Here is a 22,736-nt window from a genome sequence, read left to right as displayed (position 1 = left end):
AACTGACCCCATTAAATTATTGAAAACTGACACTTTCAATACGGTCATCTATTTTTTATACTAATTAACAAATCTGAAAAATGCAAATATTAGGGGGGAGTAAAGGGAAAATTATTAGAAACTGACCCCATTAAATTATTGAAAACTGACACTTTCAATACGGTCATCTATTTTTTATACTAATTAACAAATCTGAAAAATGCAAATATTAGGGGGAAAAGTAATGGAAAAATTATTAGGAACTGACACAGTAAAAAGAGGAATGGCACAGATGCAAAAGGGTGGCGTAATTATGGACGTCATTAATGCAGAACAAGCAAAAATCGCTGAAGCAGCAGGTGCTGTTGCTGTCATGGCTTTAGAAAGAGTACCTTCTGATATTCGTGCAGCTGGTGGGGTGGCAAGAATGGCAGATCCTCGAATCGTTGAGGAAGTATTGAATGCTGTTTCTATTCCGGTCATGGCTAAAGCAAGGATTGGTCACATTGTTGAAGCAAGGATTCTGGAATCAATGGGTGTTGATTATATTGACGAAAGCGAAGTGCTGACACCTGCTGATGAAGAATATCATTTGTTAAAAAGCGATTTCACAGTACCTTTTGTATGTGGATGCCGTGACTTAGGCGAAGCTGCACGCCGGATTGGCGAAGGAGCATCGATGCTTCGTACAAAAGGAGAACCTGGGACAGGAAATATTGTGGAAGCTGTGCGACATATGAGAAAGGTTTTGTCCCAAATTCGTAAAGTGAGCGTAATGAGTGACGATGAATTAATGACAGAAGCAAAAATCTTAGGTGCTCCTTATGAGATTCTAAGAGAAATTAAGCGGACAGGTAAATTGCCTGTAGTTAACTTTGCAGCAGGTGGAATTGCTACTCCAGCAGATGCAGCACTGATGATGGAACTGGGCGCAGATGGCGTATTTGTGGGGTCAGGTATATTTAAATCAGAGAATCCTGAAAAATTTGCCACTGCAATCGTTCAAGCGACTACATATTATACTGATTATGAATTGATTGGCCGGCTGTCAAAAGAGTTAGGTAGTGCAATGAAAGGTATTGATATTTCTAAGCTTGCTCCATCAGAACGGATGCAGGAACGTGGCTGGTAATATGATAACCATCGGTGTTTTGGGTTTACAGGGTGCTGTTGAAGAACATTTAAATCAAATTAAAGCTGCGGGTCAACAAGCTATAATTGTTAAAAAACCTGAACAGTTAAAAGAAATTGATGGCTTAATTATTCCAGGCGGAGAAAGCACTACGATGAGAAAGCTCATGGATCGTTACGGATTTATGGAGCCCATCAAGACCTTTTATGAACTAAAGAAACCTGTCTTCGGTACATGTGCGGGAATGGTATTGTCCGCAAAGAAATTGGCTGGGGATGAAGAGGCTTATCTTGGTTTAATGGACATTTGCGTGAAAAGGAATGGATTTGGACGTCAGAGAGATAGTTTTGAAGCGCAGCTTTCAATCAAAGGAATGGAAGAACCATTTACAACTGTCTTCATCCGGGCACCATTCGCGGAGGAAATTGGTAAAGACGTAGAGGTATTAGCTCTTTATGAAGATCATGTTGTTGCTGCGAGACAAGAACATGTCCTGGTTAGTGCTTTTCATCCAGAATTAACAGGGGATAATCGTTTTATACAACTCTTCATCGGAATGGTGAAAGAATCTATCGGCAAAGTTGAAGTCAAAATGTGTTAAATATTATTGAGCTGTCCTATTTTATTAGGACAGCTCAGTTTGTAGACAAAAGGGGTTCGGAATGTTTTAATTCCGGACCCCTTTTGAAATTCCCTTTGAATTTTGCTCAAGATTAAGAGATTGGAAGCATCGTCATCACCAAGTTTTAATACTCCTATTTTAAAACAAAAAAGACTGTAGGAAAAAGGAGTTCTATCTAAATGTTAAAACAAAGTTGATTGGAACGGAAGGTGCGAGACTCCTGCGGGAAAAGCGTGTCCAAGGGAGACCCCGCAGGCGCATTGGCGCCGAGGAGGCTCCCGGACCGCCCGCGGAAAGCGAGTGCCTGGAGTGGAAATCAACGGTCAAAATTTAAAAACCTAAAAAAAACTGTAGACAAACTCAATTATTATCGAGTTTGTCTACATGCAAAAGGCTGTCCTATTTATTAGGACAGCCTTTTGCATGTAACAAGGATAAAGGGAACTATAAAAATAATTATTCCGCTTGAATTTATTATTCAATAAATCTATAATAAAAAGTGAGTAAATACTTACTTATATATTTTGAACGATGAAAGGGGAATTTTTATGACAGCAAGAGTGGCAGTTATTACAGGTGGAGCAAGTGGAATTGGTCGTGCAACATGTTTAAAATTTGCAAAAAAAGGGGACAAAGTCGTTGTTGCGGATTTTAACGAAGCCATGGCAGAAGAAACCGTTGAACTGATTAAGGCAGATGGCGGAGAAGCTATTTTTGTTAAAACAGATGTTTCAAAGCAAGAAGATGTTGAAGCATTGGTTAATATCGCTGTAGAAGTTTATGGAAGAATTGATATCATGTTCAATAACGCTGGCATAGGTGGTGGTGGCATGATTCTAGAACAGAATATGGAAGGGTACTTTAAAACGATTGGAGTAAACCAACACGGTGTGGCTTTTGGCATCATGGCAGCCGGACGTAAAATGAAGGACCTAGGCAGTAAGGGAGTTATTATAAATACTGCTTCGGTGTTTGGCTATTTAGCTTCACATGGGACTTTCGCATACCAGGCTTCTAAAGGCGCTGTAAGAATGATGACACAAACAGCTGCTTTGGAATTAGGTGCTTATGGAATACGAGTAGTAGGTATCGCACCAGGCGGTGTGGATACTCCAATTATCCAAGGATATAAAGATATGGGAATCATCGATAAATTGAATGCAAGCCAAATGCGCGGCAAATTAATTAAGCCGGAAGCAATTGCGAATGCTGTTTATCTACTATCATTAGATGAAGCTGATGCGATTAATGGCAGTATTGTTATGGTTGATGATGGCTATGCATCTTTTAAATAATTTTGAAAAGGAAAACATCGTCCTAATCCGACGATGTTTTCTTTATATGCCTTTTATGACTAATGCAAGTATCATAGACCAAAGGTTATATTGACCGATTGGTATCATCAGGCTATTATGGAAAATAGATCGGACAAGCCGGTCTTATCTTTTTTAAAAGAAGGTTGATATTTTTGAAAAAAGGGCAGCAAACAAAAGAACGGATCATTAATGTAGCCCGGACTCTTTTTGCCAGTAAAGGTTTTGACATGACCAGAACGAATGAAATCGCTTCTGCCTGTAATGTTTCCGAAGCTACGATTTACAAATACTTTGACAGCAAAAAAGATTTGCTTTTGGCTACGATTACTCCAAGTGAAAAAGAATATGCGGAAGATGTGACTAACATCCTTTCTACGGATGAGCTTGTAGAGAATCACGTTATCACATTGATAGAAAGAATTCTTGAAAATAAAGAACAGTTTTCGATATTATTTCGAGAAACTCAATTCGATCAAGAAATTTCTAAACAATATGTTGAGCAAATCTTCAAGCCAAATGCTAAGCTTATTGAACTTCAGAAGAGAATTGATACTGGAGAGATTCACTATATTTCTGATATTATCTTATTTAATGTAGGAATTATTTCTTTTACATTAGCTTTATCGACCCATTATGAGATTCATCAACAGAAAACGGAACCGTATTTTACTGAGGAACGAATAAAGAGTATTGCTCAGCTTTTAGTATATGGGATTCATGGAAAAAGAAAAAATACATAATTAAACGGTCATGTTTAAGGCGTATGAGTCAACAAGCCGCAAATATGACCGTTGCTTTATCTAATATTAGTATTAGTTATTCAAGATTGTACCTCTAGACTTGACGATACATAGTGCAAACTAGTGTAATCCGAAGAATGGAACTATATCTGTTATTTTGGAGGTGCAAAAATTAAAAGGTCAAGGAAGAAACAGTTTGAAATTTAAGGAAAAATAGAGTGGGATAACTGATGAAAGTTTCTGAATAGGTTATTCGCATCAATCCCGAGTTAAACACTTGACTTTTATTTTTCTGAATATTACGATGATTATATGATACATGACTTACCTAGGCAGGGTTCTTATCCGATTTATTAGTGATTGAGTGATTTTTATTGAATCAGCAAGTCTTATCGCAGATAAGAAAATAATAGGAGGAAATTTATATGAGCGAAATCGTAATTTTATCAGGCAGTCCAGCGAATCCATCAAGGACTGACATCTCTCTAAAACATGTTCGATCACTAGTTGAACAAGAGGGGTTTACCACTGCTTATTACTCTATAACGGATTTTTCCGCAGATGATCTGTTCCAAGGCCGGTATAATAGTGAAGATATAATAAAGCTTTCAAAAAAAATTCAAGAAGCTAGAGGTATCATTATTGGTTCACCAGTATATAAGGCATCGTACACAGGCGTATTAAAAGCTTTGATTGATTTGCTACCTGAGGGTGCATTTAAAAATAAGCCTGTTCTGCCAATTATGATTGGTGGAAGTAACAGGCATTTATTGGCGATTGATTACGCACTTAAACCTTTAATTTCAATTTTAAAAGGTGAGCCGTTGCAGGGCTTATATTTTGTAGATAAGGAAATAGATAAGCAGAATCCAGAAAGCCCAATAAAAGATGGCGAATTAGTTGATCGTGTGCAAAGTCAGGTGCAAGAATTTGTAGAAGCAATTCAAATAAGGAATAATTAACTGCTGTTAATAGACTAAAAGCAAAGGCTTAAGATTTTGAACTGCTTTTATTTTCATGAGATTAAAGATTATGTATGTACAATCAAAAAACTATTTATCTCTAGGTATTAGCAATTAAACAACTTAAAAAGAGGTAATTAATGAAATAGACTCAATTTTTTGGAGAGCTTCTCTAAAAAATTGAGTCTATTATCATATATAAATTATACAATTTTCGTTCAAGGAAAAGTGGATATAATAATAACAGTTCACCCATTTTATTAATCCAAGTTATTTTATATGAAAACTCCATTGACAAGGAATAAATATATGATAATATTTAAAATAATAAAACTTATCCAGAGCGACGGAGGGAAATGGCCCTTTGAAGTCCAGCAACCTGCATGGTGAATGCAAGGTGCTACATCCAACAAAATGTTGATCATTTTGGAAGATAAGGTAAATAATATTACCTTAAAAATCTTTCCATTATGGAAAGGTTTTTATTTTCTGTAAAATTCGTTTGCAAACCTTAACATTGTAAGATGTTTTGGAATATATAAATTTAAGAAAATTCATATAATAAGCGGGCAGCTATACGATAGGCTAGTCTCGAATTTTCTTAAAGGAGGAACAGGCGTGGAAAAAGAGAATCAGCTGGAGGAAATATTTGAACGCCTTCAAGATATGCTTAAGTCGATGAAATATGGATCCATAACACTTATCGTCCAGGATGGTAAAATTATTCAAATGGAAAGAAATGAAAAGCTGAGAATTAAATAAGGTATCTGCTGACTAGAAAACTAGAGGTGGATTTAACTGATATAAAAGAGAGTATTAGTTAAATTCGTCTCTTTTTTATAGAATTTTTTACGCTTGAGAAAAAATCAGCGTGTATATTAATCGCAAGTTACTCTATTCTGTGAAACATTTAGCAAGTTTTTTAGAGGGGGCTTTAAGATTGACTGCATTAGTAAACTATGAAAATTTCGACACAGGGATTTTGCCTGCATTTCCTGAGGACAGTGAGACAAAAGGTGCTTTAGAGGTTCTTGAGTGGGCAAATTCCCAATATGGAAACAAACTCATTTATGCATGTAGTTTCGGCATTGAAGGAATAGTACTTACGGATCTATTGGCAAAGGTCAATCCTTCAGCCAAAATTGTTTTTCTGGATACAGATGTTCATTTTGAAGAGACTTACAAATTAATTGAACAAGTTAAAAAGCGCTATCCGCAGCTTGCAATTGAAATGAAAAAGCCGGCATTGACACTTGAGGAACAAGCATCTGAATATGGAGATGAGTTATGGCTCCGTGATTCAAATAAATGTTGCAGCATACGTAAGGTCGCGCCGCTTACTGAAGTACTTTCAACGGCAACTGCTTGGCTCTCGGGACTACGCAGGGAGCAATCTGAAACAAGAGCATTAACGGAATATATTAATCAAGATAATAAGTTTAAATCAATTAAAATATGCCCGCTTATTCATTGGACATGGAAAGACGTATGGCGCTATGCCCATAAAAATGGACTTCCATATAATGTTCTTCACGATAATGGATATCCTAGTATTGGCTGTAAAACATGTACGGCACCTGTTATCAATGCCGATGATTTACGCTCGGGACGTTGGCAGGGCGCGCAAAAAACAGAATGCGGATTACATTTATCTTAATAAATAGAAAATTCAGGGGGAATTAGCATGACAGTTAGCTTACCGCACGGAGGAACGTTGATTAATCGTTGGAAACCAGACTATGATATTACTAATATAAAAAACTCAATCGAAATTGATGAGATTGCTTTAAGTGACCTGGAATTAATAGGTACTGGGGCCTACAGTCCTATTAAAGGATTCTTTACAAAAGATGACTATCAAACAGTGGTTAGGGATATGAGGCTTAGCAGCGGGCAGGTCTGGAGCATCCCGATTACTTTGCCACTTACTGATGAAGTAGCAAATGCTCTTACTCTAGGGGAAGAAGTAAAGTTGAATCATAAAGGAGAAACATACGGAGTTCTCACTGTTTCTGATATCTTCAGACCTGATAAACAGTTAGAAGCCACATTAGTTTATCAAACGGATGATGAGAAACATCCTGGTGTGAAAAACTTGTATAACCGTGGTGAAGTATATGTCGGTGGGGAAATTAAATTAGTTAAACGAATCGAACGTCCGCAATTCCAAGATCATTATCTGGATCCTGTTGACACAAGAAAAACTTTTGCTGAAAAAGGCTGGAAAACTGTTGTTGGATTCCAAACAAGAAATCCTGTTCACCGTGCACATGAATACATTCAAAAGACAGCTTTAGAGATTGTAGACGGTTTATTTTTAAACCCGCTAGTTGGTGCCACTAAATCGGATGACATACCAGCTGATGTACGGATGGAGAGTTATAAAGTTCTATTAGAGAAATATTATCCTAAGGATCGTGTCTCCCTAGCAGTTTTCCCTGCTGCTATGCGTTATGCAGGTCCAAGAGAAGCCATTTTCCATGCTATGGTTCGTAAAAATTACGGATGCACCCACTTTATTGTTGGCCGTGACCATGCCGGTGTGGGCGATTATTACGGCACATATGATGCACAAAAAATCTTTGGTAATTTTAAACCTGACGAGTTAGGAATCACGCTATTATTCTTTGAACATAGCTTTTATTGTAAAACATGTGGAAATATGGCTTCTGCTAAAACATGTCCTCATGGTAAAGAAGATCATGTCATCTTATCCGGAACGAAGGTTAGGGAAATGCTACGTAATGGTGAAATTCCACCAGCTACCTTCAGTCGTAAGGAAGTCATCGAAGTGTTAATCGAAGGCCTGAAAAAGAACGAAGTATATAACTAAACTAGTTTAAAATAGATGTAAGCAGTAGAGGGGGATTATTATGAGTAATAGCACGAATGTAACTTGGCATGAAGCGTCATTAACTAAGGAACTCCGTCGTAAGCAAAACAGACATGAGAGTACAGTTCTATGGTTCACCGGACTCTCAGGGTCCGGAAAATCAACGATTGCAAATGCAGTCGCCAAAGAGTTGTATAACCGAAATATTCGAAGTTATGTCTTGGATGGAGATAATATTCGGCATGGCTTAAATAAAGATTTGGGTTTTTCTGAAGAGGATCGGACTGAGAATATTAGACGGATTGGCGAAGTTTCTAAGCTTTTTGTGGATAGCGGTCAGTTCGTATTAACGGCATTTATTTCCCCTTTTCGAGCAGACCGTCAAATTGTACGCGATTTGCTTGAAGAAGGCGAGTTTATTGAAGTCTACATAAAATGTCCGATTGAAGAATGCGAAGTGCGTGATCCAAAAGGTCTTTACGACAAGGCACGTAAGGGAATCATTAAAGACTTTACGGGAATTGACTCTCCATATGAAGAACCTGAACAGCCGGAAATCGTTTTAGAATCCAACCAATATAGCGTTGAAGAGTGCGTCGAACAAGTAATCAACTATTTGACAGCTAAGAGCAAGATTTAATCGAGGAGGATAAAGTAATGGTATATGAGAAGTTCTGGTCTGAAAATCCGGTAATTGCGAAAAACAAAACCGAAGTCTGGAAATTAGAAAAAGATGGCTTGAAGATCTTTGACGATATTCCTCATTATGCAGAAAATGGATTTGAATCCATCCCTAAAGAAAAGTGGGATATGTTCAAGTGGGCAGGTCTATACTTGCAACGTCCAAAAGAAGCAGGTTATTGGATGATGCGTGTCGTTATTCCTGGTGGTATCCTTACTTATGATCAACAAATCACACTTGCAAATATCGCGAAAGATTACGGTAGGGATGTTTATGACATTACAACCCGCCAAGCCATTCAGTTTCACTGGTTGACTATTGAACAAGTGCCTGATATTTTAAACCGTTTAGAACAGGTTGGGATGACTACTGCTGGTGCTTGTGGTGATATCACACGGAATATAATCGGAAATGCATTAGCTGGCATTGATCCTGATGAACTTTTTGATACACGTGACGTCCTTTATAATGTATTTGAGTATTTCCGGCTTAACGAAGATTTTTCGAACCTTCCAAGGAAATATAAAATGTCAGTCAGTGCTAATGTTCATAATGCTTCCAATGCCGAAATCAACTGCGTTTCATTTAATCCTGCTACGAAGGTTATTGATGGAAAGACAGAAGTTGGTTTTCACGTTAAAGTAGGGGGGGGATTATCCTCCGTTCCAATGCTAGCAGAAGAACTTGATTTATTCATTTTACCGGAGAAAACAGTTGAAGTGGCAGCAGCCATTACTACGATTTTCCGTGACTTCGGTTATCGTGAAAAGCGTCATCGCTCTCGTTTGAAATTCCTTGTCGCTGATTGGGGTCCAGAACAATTTAAGGGAAAATTGCTTGAATACACTGGTCCACTTCCAGAAAAGGGAGAAAGTGCATTAAAGGAATGGAATGCTGGCTATTTCTATGGGATCCATAAACAAAAACAAGAAGGACTTAATTATGTTGGAGTCAATATTCCAGTTGGACGTTTAACACCAGACGAAGTTATTGAGTTTGCTGAACTTTCTAAAAAATACGGAAACGGGGAAATCCGCAACTGTAATTCGCAAAACCTAATTATTCCTAATGTTCCGGATGCAAAGCTTGAAGAATTAAAGCAAGAATCAATCTTCGAAAGATTTCCATATCAACCAAAAAAATTCATTGGTTATTCCGTTTCTTGTACAGGCATCGAGTATTGCAACCTGGCACTTGTTGAAACAAAAAACCGGATGAAAAATATTGCAGAAACACTGGACAAAGAAATTGATTTAGATGTACCGGTAAGAATGCATATGGTAGGTTGCCCTAATAACTGTGGTCAACGAGCTATTGCTGAAATCGGGTTGCAAGGTATCAAAATGAAAAACCAAGACAAAAAAATGGTCGAGGCTTTTGAAATATACGTAGGCGGAACACTAAATGCAGGTGGAAAGTTCAATGAAAAATTAAAGGGGAAAGTGGAAGCTGAACAGCTTTATGACGTATTAAAAGAGCTTATCCTATTTTTCAAAGAAACAAAGCTTTTGTCTGAAACTTTCTTGGATTTTGTAGAGCGAGTAGGAAAAGCAGAATTACAAAGTAAACTTGATAATATTTTAGCAAAGGTTGCCGTTTAAATAGAGGAAGGTAAGTAGAATATGAATCTATACCGTTTTGAAGTCACTATTAAAGAAGAACTAATTCATGTCATCATCGCCGCAGATTCAGATGAAAAGGCCTTCCAGCTTGTTGATATCGAGCTGGAAAAGCGTTTTTTGAAAATGCCAGAAGTGGATGACATATCATTATACGAAAAAAGAAAAATTAATAATGGAGCAGGTTACGTTTTATCGGAATTCGAAACAATTCTCTAAGGGAAGGCAGGTTGCAAAATGGGGAAAGTATATCTAGTAGGAGCCGGTCCTGGAGATCCAGATTTAATTACAATAAAAGGATTAAAGTGCATTCAAGAAGCCGATGTCATTTTATATGACCGTCTTGTCAATAATGAACTGTTGAATTATGCAAAAGAAGGGGTCGAATTGATTAATTGCGGTAAACTGCCGGATTATCATTTGTTGCAGCAAGATACAATCAATCGATTTCTAGTTAAATATGCAAAAAAAGGGAAAATTGTCACGCGATTAAAAGGTGGCGATCCCTTTGTTTTTGGAAGAGGCGGAGAGGAAGCGGAAGCCCTTGCAAAAAATGGAGTGAGTTTTGAAATTGTGCCAGGCATCACGGCTGGAATTGCTGCCACAGCCTATGCAGGAATTCCAGTGACCCATCGAGATCATGCTTCTTCATTTGCAATTGTTACTGGCCATCGGAAAAAAGACGAAGATGATAATATCAAGTGGGAATCTCTTGCAAAAGGTATTGATACATTAGCCATATACATGGGAGTGAAAAATCTACCGTATATTCAAGGTAAACTTTTGGAGCATGGAAAAAATCCAAATACCCCAGTGGCTCTTATTCATTGGGGAACGTTAAAAACACAAAAGACTGCTGTCAGTACATTAGCTAATGTGGTAGAAACAGCCAAAAACGAGCAAATTTCCAATCCTTGTATGATAGTTGTAGGAGATGTGGTCAATTTACGAGAGAAGATTAAATGGTTTGAACAAAAACAAGCGGAAACTTTGTTGGCAAATGAGGCCTTTTAATGGAAGCTATATTATATATTTGCCATGGAAGCCGTGTCAAAGAAGCATCTACACAAGCGATTGATTTTATTCATGTATGCATGGAAGGACAATCTAACACAATTCAGGAGTATTGCTTTTTAGAATTACAAAGTCCTACGATAGAAGATGCCTATGATCGATGCGTGCAACGCGGAGCGACGAAAATCATTGCTATTCCAGTTCTACTGTTAACTGCTGCACATGCAAAATATGATATTCCAGTAATTCTATGTAAAATGAAAAAACAGTATCCAGAGATTGAGTTGAAGTATGGAAAGCCCATAGGGGTCAGTGATAAAATGGTTGACATTTTAGTAGAAAGATTGAAAGAGACAAACGAAAAGGTAACAGAGAATTCACTAGTTTTATTAGTTGGGAGGGGCAGCAGTGATCCCGACGTGAAACGAGATTTAAGCCAATTAGCGGGTTTACTTAGGCGCAGGTTACCAAAAAGCCAAGTACAAGATTGTTATCTGACTGCTGCTTCACCAACTTTTGCAGAGGCATTGGAAATGGCTGAAGATTCCCAATCAGAACAAATTTTTATTATTCCTTACCTTTTATTTACCGGTATTTTAATGCAATCCATTCAAACAGCTATTAAAAAGATCCAGAAAAAAGGCAAGCAGAATTTTGTTCTATGCCGATATCTCGGTTATCATCCGAAGATTGAAAAAGCATTATCAGAACGAATTCACGAAGTGTCTGAGGAGGGTGCTTATGTATCCAATTACTCTTAATATTGAGAAGAGAAAGTGTATCATTATCGGCGGTGGTAAAATAGCTTACTTTAAAGCAGGCCCCTTACTAGAAGCAGGTGCTGAAGTAACTGTTGTAAGTCCTGAAATATGCGAAGGTTTCCAGAAGCTACAAGAGGAAGGGAAAATCCATGTTTTACTTAAAGAAGTAGAAGAAACTGACTATAAAGATGCTTTTTTAATCATTGCTGCAACCAACTCCTCAGAAATTAACGAGCAAGTCTATAAGAACACATCTCATAGCCAACTTGTTAACGTTATTAGTAATCAAGAGCTGGGCAACTTTCATATACCAGCCACAATGAAAAGAGGTAAGCTCTCAATTAGCGTTTCTACCAATGGTGCAAGTCCAAAACTGGCAAAAAAAATCCGAAAAGATCTACAGGAAGTTTATGATGAGTCATATGAAGAGTACCTTGAATTTCTTTTCGAAGTAAGGATGCATATAAAAAAGAGTTCATTATCAAAAGATGAAAAATCTCAGTTACTAAAAGATTCAATTGAGGATATTTATAAATATTCCCTTAAAGAAAGATATCGTTTTTTAGCTAGGCTTTTGCCAGTAGAAACTAAATAAAATCATTGGGCTGATCAGAAAAACTGAAGGCACCTAATCAAAATGAAACAATCATTTTGGTTAGGTGCCTCTTTGTGTCTGAAGAAAAATTTGAATGTTCTATTTACTAGCGAATTGTATGTAGGTGGGTCGAGGGTAATTTAGGTTCTATCTATGTAAAAAAAGGGGGCAGTCATGAAAAAGTTAATCGTTTTAGCCTTTATCGGGTTTTTAGCCCAATTAATAGATGGTTCACTTGGAATGGGGTATGGAGTAAGTTCAACTTCCTTATTGTTGACATTCGGGATCGTACCTGCAGTAGCATCAGCATCTGTTCACTTATCGGAAGTTGTAACGACAGCTGTTTCAGGAGCATCTCATATAAAGTTTGGGAACGTAGATAAGAATATGGTCTATCGATTGATTATTCCAGGTTCGGTTGGAGCATTTGTGGGTGCTTGTTTTCTGAGCAATTTGCCAGCTGAATTAGCAAAACCGTATATTGCCATCTTTCTATTTGGCTTAGGAGTATACGTTTTGTTTCGTTTTCTATTTATTTTCAAGCCGTCTAAGGAAAATGAAACAGTAAAGCCATTAACAGCGAAACAATCTATCCCGCTAGGACTTTTTGCAGGGTTTTGTGATGCAACAGGTGGAGGGGGATGGGGACCGATAGCGACGCCTGTTCTATTGTCCAAAAAAGGAATGACTGCGAGGAAAGCTGTCGGGACAGTTGATACTAGTGAGTTTGCGATTGCTTTTTTTGGTAGCCTTGGCTTTATCCTTTCCCTTGGATGGGAAGCGGTTAATTGGCTTTGGGTTGGAGCTCTGATTATTGGTGGAGTAATTGCTGCACCGATTGCAGCCTGGCTTGTTCGTATGCTTCCTGCTCAATTAATGGGGGTTTTAGTAGGCGGTTTCATCATTCTAATTAATGTACGAACACTTTTATCTACATGGGTACCTGAAGATGCACACATCTATATATATGCAGTTATTGTCATTGGCTGGATTGCGGGGATTTATTTTACAATAAATAAGATGTCTTCGGCGAAAAAGCAAGGTTACATCGAACAACAGAAGAATGTTTCTTAATAGCGGTAGGAGGCAGAAGTTGATATTACAGGTTTGTTTTAATAACTAATATATAAAAACTCGTAGGTACATAGAATACCTACGAGAAAAGTTTTTTAATAAAAGCAATATGTTATTGAGTATGAAATATTTGTAATAGGCTAAACGTTCAATGATAATAGGCCTTGGTATTTGGCAGCTGAGAGAGCAAACTTTAGGCAATACTGCCATACCGTTTTCTTTTTAACTCCATGATAACATCACCAATTATACCTATATTTATAAGAGAATTTGTTGCATTAAAAAAATGATATCACATGAACCATGACACACCGACATATTGGCATGATTTATTCACTTTTTTATTCCTTCATAATCTACTCCCGGGTTTAACGGGAAAATAGGTTTAAAATACGAACCTAATTATTCTTATGTTAAATAGTCTACACCTGTTCCAATGCAATATATGTAAATGAACATTGAAATGGCTTATTTTATTAACAAAGAGACGTATTCGCCTTGCAATAAAGAGACCACGACTAAAACCACCGCATCAAATGGCTACCAGACATGTTAGTTCTTAACGTTTTATTCTTATTTAGACTTTATAGAACATATTTGACCATTTCTGGAGTGCGTGTTTAAATGCCTCATTGAATACTTCAACTCCTACATTATTAAACTATAAATAACCTGTATAAAAATTTCATCCCAACTCCCTCATTCAATATTCCATTCTTTATAAAATCACGATGTGTTAATATTGGTATAAAAGGGTTTTATTGTAAGGATATATGAAAAGGGGGGATTTGATTGGAACTTACAAAGAGAGAAAAATTGATTAGAAGAATTGACCAGCATCTTCGTGTAACGGCTAGGCAGCTTATAATGTTCGATACAGAAGAAGAGACGCTGAAGTTTCTAATAGATTCGTTTCAATCAGATTTAAACTGTGACTTTGTCTGTATTCTTTTGAATGAAGATGGATATTTAATTCCAAAGGTATTCAATGGTGAATCTGATTCATTCATAGAAAATTTCCCTATTAATATCAGGAGTAATAGTTCTGACCTTTTAGAATATCCCATGGCCTTTTCCGATTCGGAAGTAGAGAATGTACATGAACTTTCGGATGTGATTAGAAAAGAAAAGATACAATCATGGTTCACTGTTCCTTATACAGGGGATTACGGAGTATCAGGTGTCTGTTTAATTGGTTTTAAAGATTTGGTTCCTTTATATCAAGAAATGGTATTGATTTTCACTGACTTTGGAAAAGATATTGCGGTTGCAATCAAATTAGCAAAGCAAAGAGAAGAACAGAAGAAAATCGGAATAGAGTGGATTACAGAAAGTCTATCTGTTAATTCACCAATAGAAAAAACTATTGGGAAAATAATAGAGAGAGCGGGAAAGGGAACGCAATCCAAGAAAGCTTGTGTTTATTTATATATGGAAAAAGATAATAGTTTCATTTTGCAAGAACCATGTTTTGGACAACCACTGTCACTAAAAAGAATCATTCCCCAGAATAATAAACTTATCGACTATTTTCCATATCTTGCGGCATGGGGTGGTAAAGCATTAACAGTTTCCTTAACGCTGAATTTAAAAACGATTGGTGTGCTCCATGTAGAAGACAAGGAAACTAACAACGGAATATATACAGAAGATGATTTACAAACTTTAAAATTACTGGCTCAACATATGGCTGCATTAATTGAGAATATCCGATTATTTGAGAGTGAAAAGGAGCATAAGCAAAGATTGCATATGCTGCTAGATTATCAGCAGGCTTTGGTAAAAGAAACGATTGAGCAAGATAGTTTTGTTGGTATAACCAATACAATCAGCGAACTTTTTTCTAGTTCGGTCTTACTCTTTGATCGGTTCATGAGACCTATTGCCCATTCCATGTATCCATTAGATAACACTGATGTTCAGTTACTTATTGAACAGGCGTCTTACCAGGTATTTCAAGGGCGTAATCAAGAAATTTGGCAGACATCCATGGGTGATATGGAAAAAAAACTAATGATCTGGCCAATTAATCACGGGGGAGATCTTCTTGGACATTTGGCTATTCATTTAGACCAAAATGACTTGGATGACTTTTTTAAGCTAAGTGTCAATATCGCTAGAAATATATTCTATTTACAATTTATTAAACAAAAGCTTGTGTTTGATACGAAAGAACAGGTTAAGGATGGTTTTATTAATAAATTATTAGTGCCTAATTTGATAAATGAAGAAGAAATCATTCAATATGCAAATGTATTCAATTGGAATTTATTTTTACCTCACCGTATTTCTGTACTTTCTTTTAATTTTGGAAACAAAGTTGAATCTGAAAATGGAATTATTGAGTTTCAAGAGAAAAAAACCTTGTTATTTAACCGGGTGAGGGAGTGGATTGCAGCTTTTGATAAAGAAATTCTATTTGCAACTAAAGGGGAATTATTTATATTAATCGTCCCAATTTCAATTGAGAAAGATAACCCGAGGGAATTTTGGACTAAACTCTTTACCTATATCAAAAAGTGGAGTAAGACTGAAATTTCAAAGCCCTTCTATTTAGGCATCGGAGGAAAAGCAGCAGCAATCGGTGACTATTTTGTTTCATATCAACAAGCTGTGGAATCGCATAACGTGATCATAAACCAGTTTAAAGAATCGAATTTTGTTCTTTATGATGATTTAGGAGCATACCCTCTTTTTCATCATTTGAAGAACAGTTCATCGACCCGATTGTTCATAAAAAAATATCTAAGCCCTATTTTAAATGACTCTGATGACAAAAATAATACCCTTTTTCAGACACTGCGAGCTTATTTAAATAATAATGGAAGTATTAAAGAAACTTCTGAGGAACTTTTCATACATCGCAGTACACTGCAGTACAGAATGGATAAGATTCAGAGCCTGTTGGAAATAGAATTGACTAGTTCTGAGCAGCGATTTAATTTGCAGCTCGCATTTAAATTAAATGACATCATTGATTTGTAATTCGACATGATGATGAAAAACTAAATACTTTTTCCTTCACGGTGCAGGTATTTTTGACTGCACTATTTTTTTATAATTAAAATACAGAATATACAATAAACAAGTGTGGTTTTTAAAAGGTTTGGTGATGAGACTTACAGAAAAAATGAAAGCGATTACAGGAAGGGGCTAATAATATGAAAGACATACAGACGATTCTTGAGAATGCTTACAAGGCTGAACCGGATAAGGAAGCAATATTCGATGGCTATAGGAGAATTACCTATAGGGAGTTATATTCAGATGTAGAAAATCTGTCATCAGCGCTTGCTCATTTAAATATTACAAAAGGAGATCGAGTGATGGTCTGCTTGCCAAATTGGCATGAATTCGTCACTATTACATTCAGCCTTGCTAAAATAGGAGCGATCATTGTTCCTTGTAATACAAGATATAAAGCAGAAGAGCTTTCATACATATTAGAAAATTCGAGGTCAAAAGCAGTGTTTCTAATAGACAATAATAATCATATAGAGATTTTTAAGAATAAGGTGAATAAAACAATAGAAAGTCAAGAACTTGAACAAATCTTTACGGTTCGATGTAAATCTGAAGGATATAGGTCTTTAGAAGAATTAATCGAGCTAGGAAAGGAAAAGTCTATCCCTAAAATCATGATTGATTCTCAAGAAGATATATTTTCAATTCTATATACATCTGGTACGACTGGCAATCCAAAAGGAGTAATGCTGACTCATTATAATGTATTAGAAACTGCTCAATTAACAAATGTTGCATTGGAAAGTTCGAATGAGGATGTATTCCTAATTCCTGTTCCTGTATTTCATATATTTGGAATGGCTGCATCGATTGTGCCAGCCATAGAGGCTGGAGCAAAAATGGTTTTGTTGGAAGAGTATAAAGCATCAAAAGCCTTAAGACTAGTAGAACAAGAGAAAATAACAATCCATCAAGGAGTCCCAACTATGTTCATTTTGGAGCTTAATCACCCTGAATTTGCAGACATGGACTTATCCTCACTAAGAACAGGGATTATTGCTGCAGCTCCATGTCCCGAAGAAATTGTTAAAAAAATAAGAATCGAAATGGGATGTAATATTGTTGTTGCTTATGGTTCTACAGAGACGTCCTCTACACTTACTGTAACATCCTTGGAAGATGATGATATGATTCGCTCTCAAACAGTTGGAAAGCCTACTTCCGGTTCAGAAGTAAAAATTATTGATGCAAACAGAAAAGAGATACCTACAGGTGAAATTGGAGAGATAATCTGTCGAAGCCCTGGGGTCATGAAAGGTTATTTTGAGATGCCTGAAAAAACTAGTGAAGCCATTGATTCAGATGGCTGGTTTTATACGGGGGATCTTGGAACGATAGATGATCAGGGGAACCTCCGAATTGTAGGCAGGAAAAAAGAGCTGATTATTAGGGGAGGTTATAACATCTATCCCCGCGAAGTCGAAGAATTGCTTTATCAGCATCATAGTGTATTAGAAGTGGCCGTTATTGGTCTGCCGGATACAGTTATGGGAGAGGTGGCCTGTGCTGCTATCAAATTAAAACCAGGTAAAGAGGAAACAGAGGAATCCATTCGGGAATTTATTGAAGACCGTATAGCAAATTATAAAGTACCTGACCGTTTTATCTTTTTAGATGAGCTGCCAATGACCCCTAGTGGGAAAATTAAAAAGATATCGTTACAGGAAGAATTGAGAGCGAAATTGCATTCTACTTTACGCTAAATTTAATTCCTTATTCTAAGCGGATACTAAATATTATTATTGTTTCAAAAAAACATAGACGGAGCAGGTCCAATAAATGGGGAAACCATTGAATTAGCCATAAAAGAATTCGAAACGGATGGTGAAGTAGTAAATTGCTGGTGGAATAGGCACGTCAACATAGATAAACACGAAATGAGGAATGACTCGGATGCGTCAACGTTCCCGTTACCCGCGCCTAGACTAAGGAAGTATCGGTGTTTCGGTTTAAGACAGTTGTCCAGCATTGAGCATGTTTTGATATAAGAAAGAGTTTAAAGAAGAATGAAAGATTAATTAAAACAATGGAAACTGACAAAACAAGCAATATCTCTCCCTTATGGTTTGGCGTTATTACTTTACCATAAGGGAGACTTTTCCTCTTTTTTTGCTTTAGATTTAACCACTTTTTGGTGAAGAGTATCTTTGAAAGGCAGACAAAATTTGAAATTAGCTAGCGATAAGAATTAATCAAAATAGAGCGAAATTAAAGCACCTTTTATCATTTGGTGTTTTTTTCTTTTGAGATTAACGAAGTACCCCTTTTGGCATTTTGATATTTTTGCTAAAGAAAAGGTAAAATGCCACATATTATGTTCAAAATCTGTTGACTTTCTCGACAGTAAGTATGAATTACAAGAATATTACCAAATTTTATATTTTATGTCATTTAAGCTCAAAATATGCATGATTTTGTAATGAAACTGTAAAAAAAAGTGCAATGAATGAGTGATAGAATTAAAAAAAGAGATTTTCTGGGGGAAAATATAAAATATGAAAAAAATTATAGCTGCATGTGTTGTGACCGGTTTGTTGCTATCCAATCCATTAGTTAGTAACGCTGAATTAGGTGATCGTACGTTGAAAAGTGGAATGACACATACCGAAGTTAAACAATTACAAGGGGTTCTAAAGAAAAAAGGATACTTCACTAGTAAAAACACGACTACATATTTTGGGACGGTTACGAAAAGTTCAGTAGTGAAATTTCAAAAAAGAAAAGGCCTAAAAGCAGATGGTATTGTCGGGTCGAATACCTATAAGGCTTTGGGGATAACCCCCAAAAACGCCCAAAAAGCAAACAGTTATTCATCTGCTAAGCTGGTAAGTAACGCTAAAAAACATTTGAATGTCCCTTATGTATGGGGAGGGAGTACGCCAAAAGGTTTTGATTGCAGTGGATTTGTAAAATATGTTTTCCAAGAAAGTTCCAATGTGACTATGCCACGAACGGTTGGGGAAGTATACAAGAAGGGGAAAAAGGTTTCTTCCCCAAGTGCTGGGGATATTGTGTTTTTTGAAACCTATAAATCAGGTGCCTCTCATATGGGGATCTATATCGGTGGGAATCAATTCATTCATAGCTCCTCCTCAAAAGGTGTAACGACAACTTCGATGAATAATAGTTATTGGTCGGATAGATATATAGGAGCAAAAACATATAAATGATAGAGTTGCTTTTCTGACAAATAAAATATGGGGTTTAAAGCCAGTTCTTTTAAAAAAAGACTGGCTTTTGCTTTTTTAAATACAATAGGGTTATTATAAAGACTTCTCCATTAGTTTTATTGAAAGATTCATGAGCTTCATTTTTTTCCGCTTTTTGCTTTTTGTAGGTTCGGTCCGGCTCCTTCTTTTTCGTAAACACTATCTTTACTTGTGAAACAGAGGTGTTCTGGTAGTCTTAAGTCGTCTCCCGTCGTGAGTTGACGGTTTTGAAGATAAAGGGTGTTGGAAGTCAGAAAGAGTAAAAAGTACGTGTGATGTGAAAATTATGTTGTAGTGGCTGTTATTATTGAAGATTAATGGACGAGGCTGCTAAGTTATTAACTGATTTTATTTAAAAAAGCCAAAGTCACACCAAAATATGTGCTTCAATCTCCTATATAATATGGATTGTTTATCAATAGGGGATGAAAGATAGGAGAGAAAGTCATGCAACTAGAAAAATTAATAGATCGAAGAAAAACACATTCGGTTAAATGGTACATAGAAGATCAAGATATTATTCCATTATGTATTGCCGATATGGATTTTCAAGTTTCAGAAGAAATAGTAAATGCTATAAGTCAAAAAGCCCTGCACGGAATTTACGGCTATAGTACATTTTGTGAGCGTTATTATGATGCTGTTCAGTATTGGTGGAAAACACAATACGATTGGGAGTTAAAACGAGAATGGATTTCTTTTAGCCCGGGAATCATTCCTGGGATTAATTTATTATTAAAAGCATTAACACAACCGGGTGATGGAGTTATTGTACAAGACCCCGTATATTATCCGTTCTTTTCAACGATTGAAACACAAGGTTGTACCATTTTAAACAATTCTCTCATTTATTCGAATGGTGCCTATGAAATGAATTTTGAAGATTTTGAGGAAAAAGCATCACTCCCCAATACGAAAGTATTTATTTTGTGTAGCCCTCACAATCCAGTAGGTAGAGTGTGGAAACTGGAAGAATTGAAGAAAATTGGAGAAATTTGCGATAAACATGGTGTCTTTGTTATTTCGGATGAAATGCATGGGGATTTAACTTACTCAGGTTATAAACATATACCATTTGCAACGGTTCATCCAAACCATTTAAAATTTTCTATTACATGTGCTGCACCGAGTAAAACATTTAACATTGCGGGAATGCAAAGTTCTATTTTTATTATTCCGAATAAAGATGTTAAAGAAAGGTATGAGGCGCTTTTAACAGGATATGGATTAATGCGTCCAAATGCCTTTGCCGTGGAAGGAACGATTGCTGCCTACTATAAAGGGTTACCTTGGCTGCAAGAAGTAAAGGGGTATTTGGAAGACAATCTTCAATATGTTTCTTCCTTTCTAAAAGAATATATTCCTTCAATTAAAATTGTGAAACCAGAAGCAACCCATTTGATTTGGTTAGATTGTCGTGATCTAGGAATTTCATACGACAAATTGCATACGTTCTTCTTAGAAAATGTAAGAGTTCGCCCTGATGAAGGAAAGAAGTTTGGTAGCGGTGGCCATGGTTTTGAACGTATAAATATTGCATGTCCGCGTGAGGTTTTAACTGAGGCTTTACTTAGAATGAAAGCTGCAGTAAAAGGAAAAGAAGAAACCTGCTAACGATTGTCGCTAGCAGGTTTCTTCTTTATCTTACACATGAAATAGCCTACTACCTTTCCATTGTGTTATTCGGGTAGCACTATAGACTTTTATAGAAAGGAAAGACCCTTTCTGACATTCTGGTAAGTTTCGTTTCGGCATTAAAAGGTCCGTAACCAAAGACTATATGGCTAATGCAACATTTCGTAGTTTCTTATTCCATTTTCAGCAATCATACCGAACGATCCGAAAGGAAAGCATCCATATGTGTTAAGTGATAATAAAGTAATTTAAATTATAGTGTAGTTAAATATTTTTCAGTTTTATACAATAATTTAAAAGAGAATGGAAAAGGGGTTTTACAATGGAAGGCATTTCCGATCATTTGAAAGAAAACCTAGATATTTTGTTTGTTGGCTTTAATCCAAGTATCCGTTCAGGACAGACAGGTCATCATTATGCTAATCCAAACAATCGCTTTTGGAAAATTCTCTTCGAATCTGGCCTGACACCTAGAAAATATCACCCAACAGAAGATTCTTCATTACTAGATTTAGGCTATGGTTTTACAAATATCGTTTCTAGGCCTACAAGAGGTGCAGATGAAATTACAAAAAAAGAGTATATAGAAGGAAGGAAACAATTAAAGAAAAAAATTGAAAAATACAAACCTTTACTAGTCTGTTTCGTTGGTAAGGGTGTCTATCAGGAATATCGGCAAATACGAAACATTGCATGGGGACATCAAAAAAATTCTGCATCGAACGAAACAATGGAATTTGTTGCTCCATCATCAAGCGGTTTAGTAAGAATGAGAATTGAAGAAATTATTGAAATATATAGAGAATTGCCATTACTGATCGACAATTTAAAATTTAGTTAAAATAAGGGTGTAGTTTTATTTGAGTCAGGATAGTGCGGAATGAAAAAGTGCTACTTATTCCGAGGTTAATGCAGCTGAAGGTTTTGGCAGGGCGTTTAAGATTGTATACCGACATTATTGGGATACTTAAGCATTGGTTTTGCAGCAGGGGTAGTCGAAAAACGTCATGATTAAGTATGATTGAAGTGGCACTTATGTCTCTTTTACTATTTGCAGGATCCGGAAAAATGCGGTATGGAGTTCGCATTGCTTGCTATGTTTATTGGATTATTTATTTTGCAGATTTTAAGTAATAAAAAGTTATTCATAGATCTTGTAGTCGCTTTTAGTGCCATATTAATTGTGGTTACTATAAGTTTTATCATTCCTCGAAGTACAGGCGTTATCGTTGCAACAATATTAGCTTCAACGATAGGGATGGTGAATGAAATAACAGGATATTTCATTCTTATTATCTTAGGTACTTCAATATGCGATTTTTCTTTAAAAAAAGGCTCAATAAAGATTAAACATTATAGCGACAAGACGATATTACTAGTAGTGAGTAACCATTACTAGTTTTTTTGTGCTCATATATATAAGTTAGCAAAAAATTATAAAGTTTTTATTAAATAGGCATATAACTCTTTTTAATGAATATTAAAAGCTTGATTATCAAAAGAGTCCTTTAGTACATAAACTAATGTAAGTGAACTTCT

General features: G+C 36.3%; 20 protein-coding genes, 1 pseudogene and 1 riboswitch. All 21 genes and pseudogenes read left to right on the top strand.

What is annotated here, in order from left to right:
- Window positions 1–223: 223 nt before the first annotated feature.
- Complete coding sequence (gene pdxS / locus ACQKMR_RS10835) at window positions 224–1,111, top strand: pyridoxal 5'-phosphate synthase lyase subunit PdxS (protein ID WP_053346361.1); 888 nt, start codon at window positions 224–226, stop codon at window positions 1,109–1,111.
- 1 nt (window position 1,112) lies between these two features.
- The gene (gene pdxT / locus ACQKMR_RS10830; RefSeq protein ID WP_427697333.1) at window positions 1,113–1,712 is read left to right on the top strand and encodes a pyridoxal 5'-phosphate synthase glutaminase subunit PdxT; all 600 of its coding nucleotides are present in this window, start codon (window positions 1,113–1,115) and stop codon (window positions 1,710–1,712) included.
- 569 nt (window positions 1,713–2,281) lie between these two features.
- Window positions 2,282–3,028, top strand: coding sequence for an SDR family NAD(P)-dependent oxidoreductase (locus ACQKMR_RS10825; protein ID WP_427697296.1), 747 nt, complete (start codon window positions 2,282–2,284; stop codon window positions 3,026–3,028).
- 173 nt (window positions 3,029–3,201) lie between these two features.
- Complete coding sequence (locus tag ACQKMR_RS10820; RefSeq protein WP_427697295.1) at window positions 3,202–3,789, top strand: TetR/AcrR family transcriptional regulator; 588 nt, start codon at window positions 3,202–3,204, stop codon at window positions 3,787–3,789.
- A 425-nt stretch (window positions 3,790–4,214) separates the two neighbouring features.
- Window positions 4,215–4,751 carry an NADPH-dependent FMN reductase gene (gene ssuE / locus ACQKMR_RS10815; RefSeq protein WP_427697294.1) on the top strand — a complete coding sequence of 179 codons (537 nt, stop codon included), beginning with the start codon at window positions 4,215–4,217 and terminating at the stop codon, window positions 4,749–4,751.
- A gap of 331 nt (window positions 4,752–5,082) precedes the next feature.
- Window positions 5,083–5,191: riboswitch (SAM riboswitch) on the top strand.
- A 178-nt stretch (window positions 5,192–5,369) separates the two neighbouring features.
- The gene (locus ACQKMR_RS10810) at window positions 5,370–5,513 is read left to right on the top strand and encodes a YezD family protein (protein WP_427697293.1); all 144 of its coding nucleotides are present in this window, start codon (window positions 5,370–5,372) and stop codon (window positions 5,511–5,513) included.
- A gap of 217 nt (window positions 5,514–5,730) precedes the next feature.
- Window positions 5,731–6,408 carry a phosphoadenylyl-sulfate reductase gene (locus ACQKMR_RS10805; RefSeq protein WP_427697332.1) on the top strand — a complete coding sequence of 226 codons (678 nt, stop codon included), beginning with the start codon at window positions 5,731–5,733 and terminating at the stop codon, window positions 6,406–6,408.
- A 27-nt stretch (window positions 6,409–6,435) separates the two neighbouring features.
- Entirely contained in the window at window positions 6,436–7,584 is a 1,149-nt protein-coding gene (gene sat, locus ACQKMR_RS10800) for a sulfate adenylyltransferase (RefSeq protein WP_427697292.1), read from the top strand.
- Window positions 7,585–7,624: 40 nt separating this feature from the next.
- On the top strand, window positions 7,625–8,224 hold the full coding sequence (gene cysC / locus ACQKMR_RS10795; RefSeq protein WP_427697291.1) for an adenylyl-sulfate kinase: 600 nt from the start codon (window positions 7,625–7,627) through the stop codon (window positions 8,222–8,224).
- Between the two features lie 17 nt (window positions 8,225–8,241).
- Window positions 8,242–9,867: a nitrite/sulfite reductase gene (locus ACQKMR_RS10790; protein WP_427697290.1), complete on the top strand. Its 1,626-nt coding sequence runs from the start codon at window positions 8,242–8,244 to the stop codon at window positions 9,865–9,867.
- A gap of 21 nt (window positions 9,868–9,888) precedes the next feature.
- Complete coding sequence (locus ACQKMR_RS10785; RefSeq protein ID WP_427697289.1) at window positions 9,889–10,104, top strand: DUF3906 family protein; 216 nt, start codon at window positions 9,889–9,891, stop codon at window positions 10,102–10,104.
- Between the two features lie 18 nt (window positions 10,105–10,122).
- Complete coding sequence (cobA, locus tag ACQKMR_RS10780) at window positions 10,123–10,899, top strand: uroporphyrinogen-III C-methyltransferase (protein ID WP_427697288.1); 777 nt, start codon at window positions 10,123–10,125, stop codon at window positions 10,897–10,899.
- Window positions 10,899–11,660 (top strand): sirohydrochlorin chelatase, encoded by a 762-nt coding sequence (locus ACQKMR_RS10775; protein WP_427697287.1) that lies wholly within the window; start codon window positions 10,899–10,901, stop codon window positions 11,658–11,660. The genes cobA and ACQKMR_RS10775 overlap by 1 nt, the downstream gene beginning before the upstream one ends.
- Window positions 11,641–12,255, top strand: a complete 615-nt coding sequence (locus ACQKMR_RS10770; protein ID WP_427697286.1) for an NAD(P)-binding protein — start codon at window positions 11,641–11,643, stop codon at window positions 12,253–12,255. Before ACQKMR_RS10775 ends, ACQKMR_RS10770 begins: the two co-directional genes overlap by 20 nt.
- Window positions 12,256–12,429: 174 nt before the next feature.
- Window positions 12,430–13,329 carry a sulfite exporter TauE/SafE family protein gene (locus ACQKMR_RS10765; RefSeq protein WP_427697285.1) on the top strand — a complete coding sequence of 300 codons (900 nt, stop codon included), beginning with the start codon at window positions 12,430–12,432 and terminating at the stop codon, window positions 13,327–13,329.
- A 792-nt stretch (window positions 13,330–14,121) separates the two neighbouring features.
- A complete protein-coding gene (locus ACQKMR_RS10760) occupies window positions 14,122–16,314 on the top strand; it encodes a helix-turn-helix domain-containing protein (protein WP_427697284.1) in 2,193 nt (730 codons plus the stop codon).
- A gap of 176 nt (window positions 16,315–16,490) precedes the next feature.
- Entirely contained in the window at window positions 16,491–18,056 is a 1,566-nt protein-coding gene (locus tag ACQKMR_RS10755) for a class I adenylate-forming enzyme family protein (protein ID WP_427697283.1), read from the top strand.
- A gap of 792 nt (window positions 18,057–18,848) precedes the next feature.
- The gene (locus tag ACQKMR_RS10750) at window positions 18,849–19,523 is read left to right on the top strand and encodes an NlpC/P60 family protein (protein ID WP_427697282.1); all 675 of its coding nucleotides are present in this window, start codon (window positions 18,849–18,851) and stop codon (window positions 19,521–19,523) included.
- A gap of 486 nt (window positions 19,524–20,009) precedes the next feature.
- On the top strand, window positions 20,010–21,176 hold the full coding sequence (locus ACQKMR_RS10745) for a MalY/PatB family protein (protein WP_427697281.1): 1,167 nt from the start codon (window positions 20,010–20,012) through the stop codon (window positions 21,174–21,176).
- Between the two features lie 343 nt (window positions 21,177–21,519).
- The gene (mug, locus tag ACQKMR_RS10740) at window positions 21,520–22,038 is read left to right on the top strand and encodes a G/U mismatch-specific DNA glycosylase (RefSeq protein ID WP_427697280.1); all 519 of its coding nucleotides are present in this window, start codon (window positions 21,520–21,522) and stop codon (window positions 22,036–22,038) included.
- Between the two features lie 105 nt (window positions 22,039–22,143).
- Window positions 22,144–22,467: pseudogene (locus ACQKMR_RS10735) on the top strand (AzlC family ABC transporter permease); the annotation flags it as partial.
- Window positions 22,468–22,736: the final 269 nt, after the last annotated feature.

Source organism: Peribacillus sp. NPDC096540 (assembly GCF_050278525.1).
Taxonomy (GTDB): Bacteria; Bacillota; Bacilli; order Bacillales; family DSM-1321; genus Peribacillus.
This window is presented reverse-complemented; position numbering and strand designations above follow the sequence as displayed.

Bases quoted from the DNA above. Each gene is read 5' to 3' on its own strand.
- cobA (WP_427697288.1), top strand. From the start codon at position 10,123: ATGGGGAAAGTATATCTAGTAGGAGCCGGTCCTGGAGATCCAGATTTA.
- ACQKMR_RS10770 (WP_427697286.1), top strand. From the start codon at position 11,641: ATGTATCCAATTACTCTTAATATTGAGAAGAGAAAGTGTATCATTATC.
- mug (WP_427697280.1), top strand. From the start codon at position 21,520: ATGGAAGGCATTTCCGATCATTTGAAAGAAAACCTAGATATTTTGTTT.
- cysC (WP_427697291.1), top strand. From the start codon at position 7,625: ATGAGTAATAGCACGAATGTAACTTGGCATGAAGCGTCATTAACTAAG.
- ACQKMR_RS10775 (WP_427697287.1), top strand. From the start codon at position 10,899: ATGGAAGCTATATTATATATTTGCCATGGAAGCCGTGTCAAAGAAGCA.
- ACQKMR_RS10790 (WP_427697290.1), top strand. From the start codon at position 8,242: ATGGTATATGAGAAGTTCTGGTCTGAAAATCCGGTAATTGCGAAAAAC.
- pdxT (WP_427697333.1), top strand. From the start codon at position 1,113: ATGATAACCATCGGTGTTTTGGGTTTACAGGGTGCTGTTGAAGAACAT.
- ACQKMR_RS10785 (WP_427697289.1), top strand. From the start codon at position 9,889: ATGAATCTATACCGTTTTGAAGTCACTATTAAAGAAGAACTAATTCAT.
- ACQKMR_RS10825 (WP_427697296.1), top strand. From the start codon at position 2,282: ATGACAGCAAGAGTGGCAGTTATTACAGGTGGAGCAAGTGGAATTGGT.
- sat (WP_427697292.1), top strand. From the start codon at position 6,436: ATGACAGTTAGCTTACCGCACGGAGGAACGTTGATTAATCGTTGGAAA.
- ACQKMR_RS10755 (WP_427697283.1), top strand. From the start codon at position 16,491: ATGAAAGACATACAGACGATTCTTGAGAATGCTTACAAGGCTGAACCG.
- ACQKMR_RS10745 (WP_427697281.1), top strand. From the start codon at position 20,010: ATGCAACTAGAAAAATTAATAGATCGAAGAAAAACACATTCGGTTAAA.
- ACQKMR_RS10765 (WP_427697285.1), top strand. From the start codon at position 12,430: ATGAAAAAGTTAATCGTTTTAGCCTTTATCGGGTTTTTAGCCCAATTA.
- ACQKMR_RS10750 (WP_427697282.1), top strand. From the start codon at position 18,849: ATGAAAAAAATTATAGCTGCATGTGTTGTGACCGGTTTGTTGCTATCC.
- pdxS (WP_053346361.1), top strand. From the start codon at position 224: ATGGAAAAATTATTAGGAACTGACACAGTAAAAAGAGGAATGGCACAG.
- ssuE (WP_427697294.1), top strand. From the start codon at position 4,215: ATGAGCGAAATCGTAATTTTATCAGGCAGTCCAGCGAATCCATCAAGG.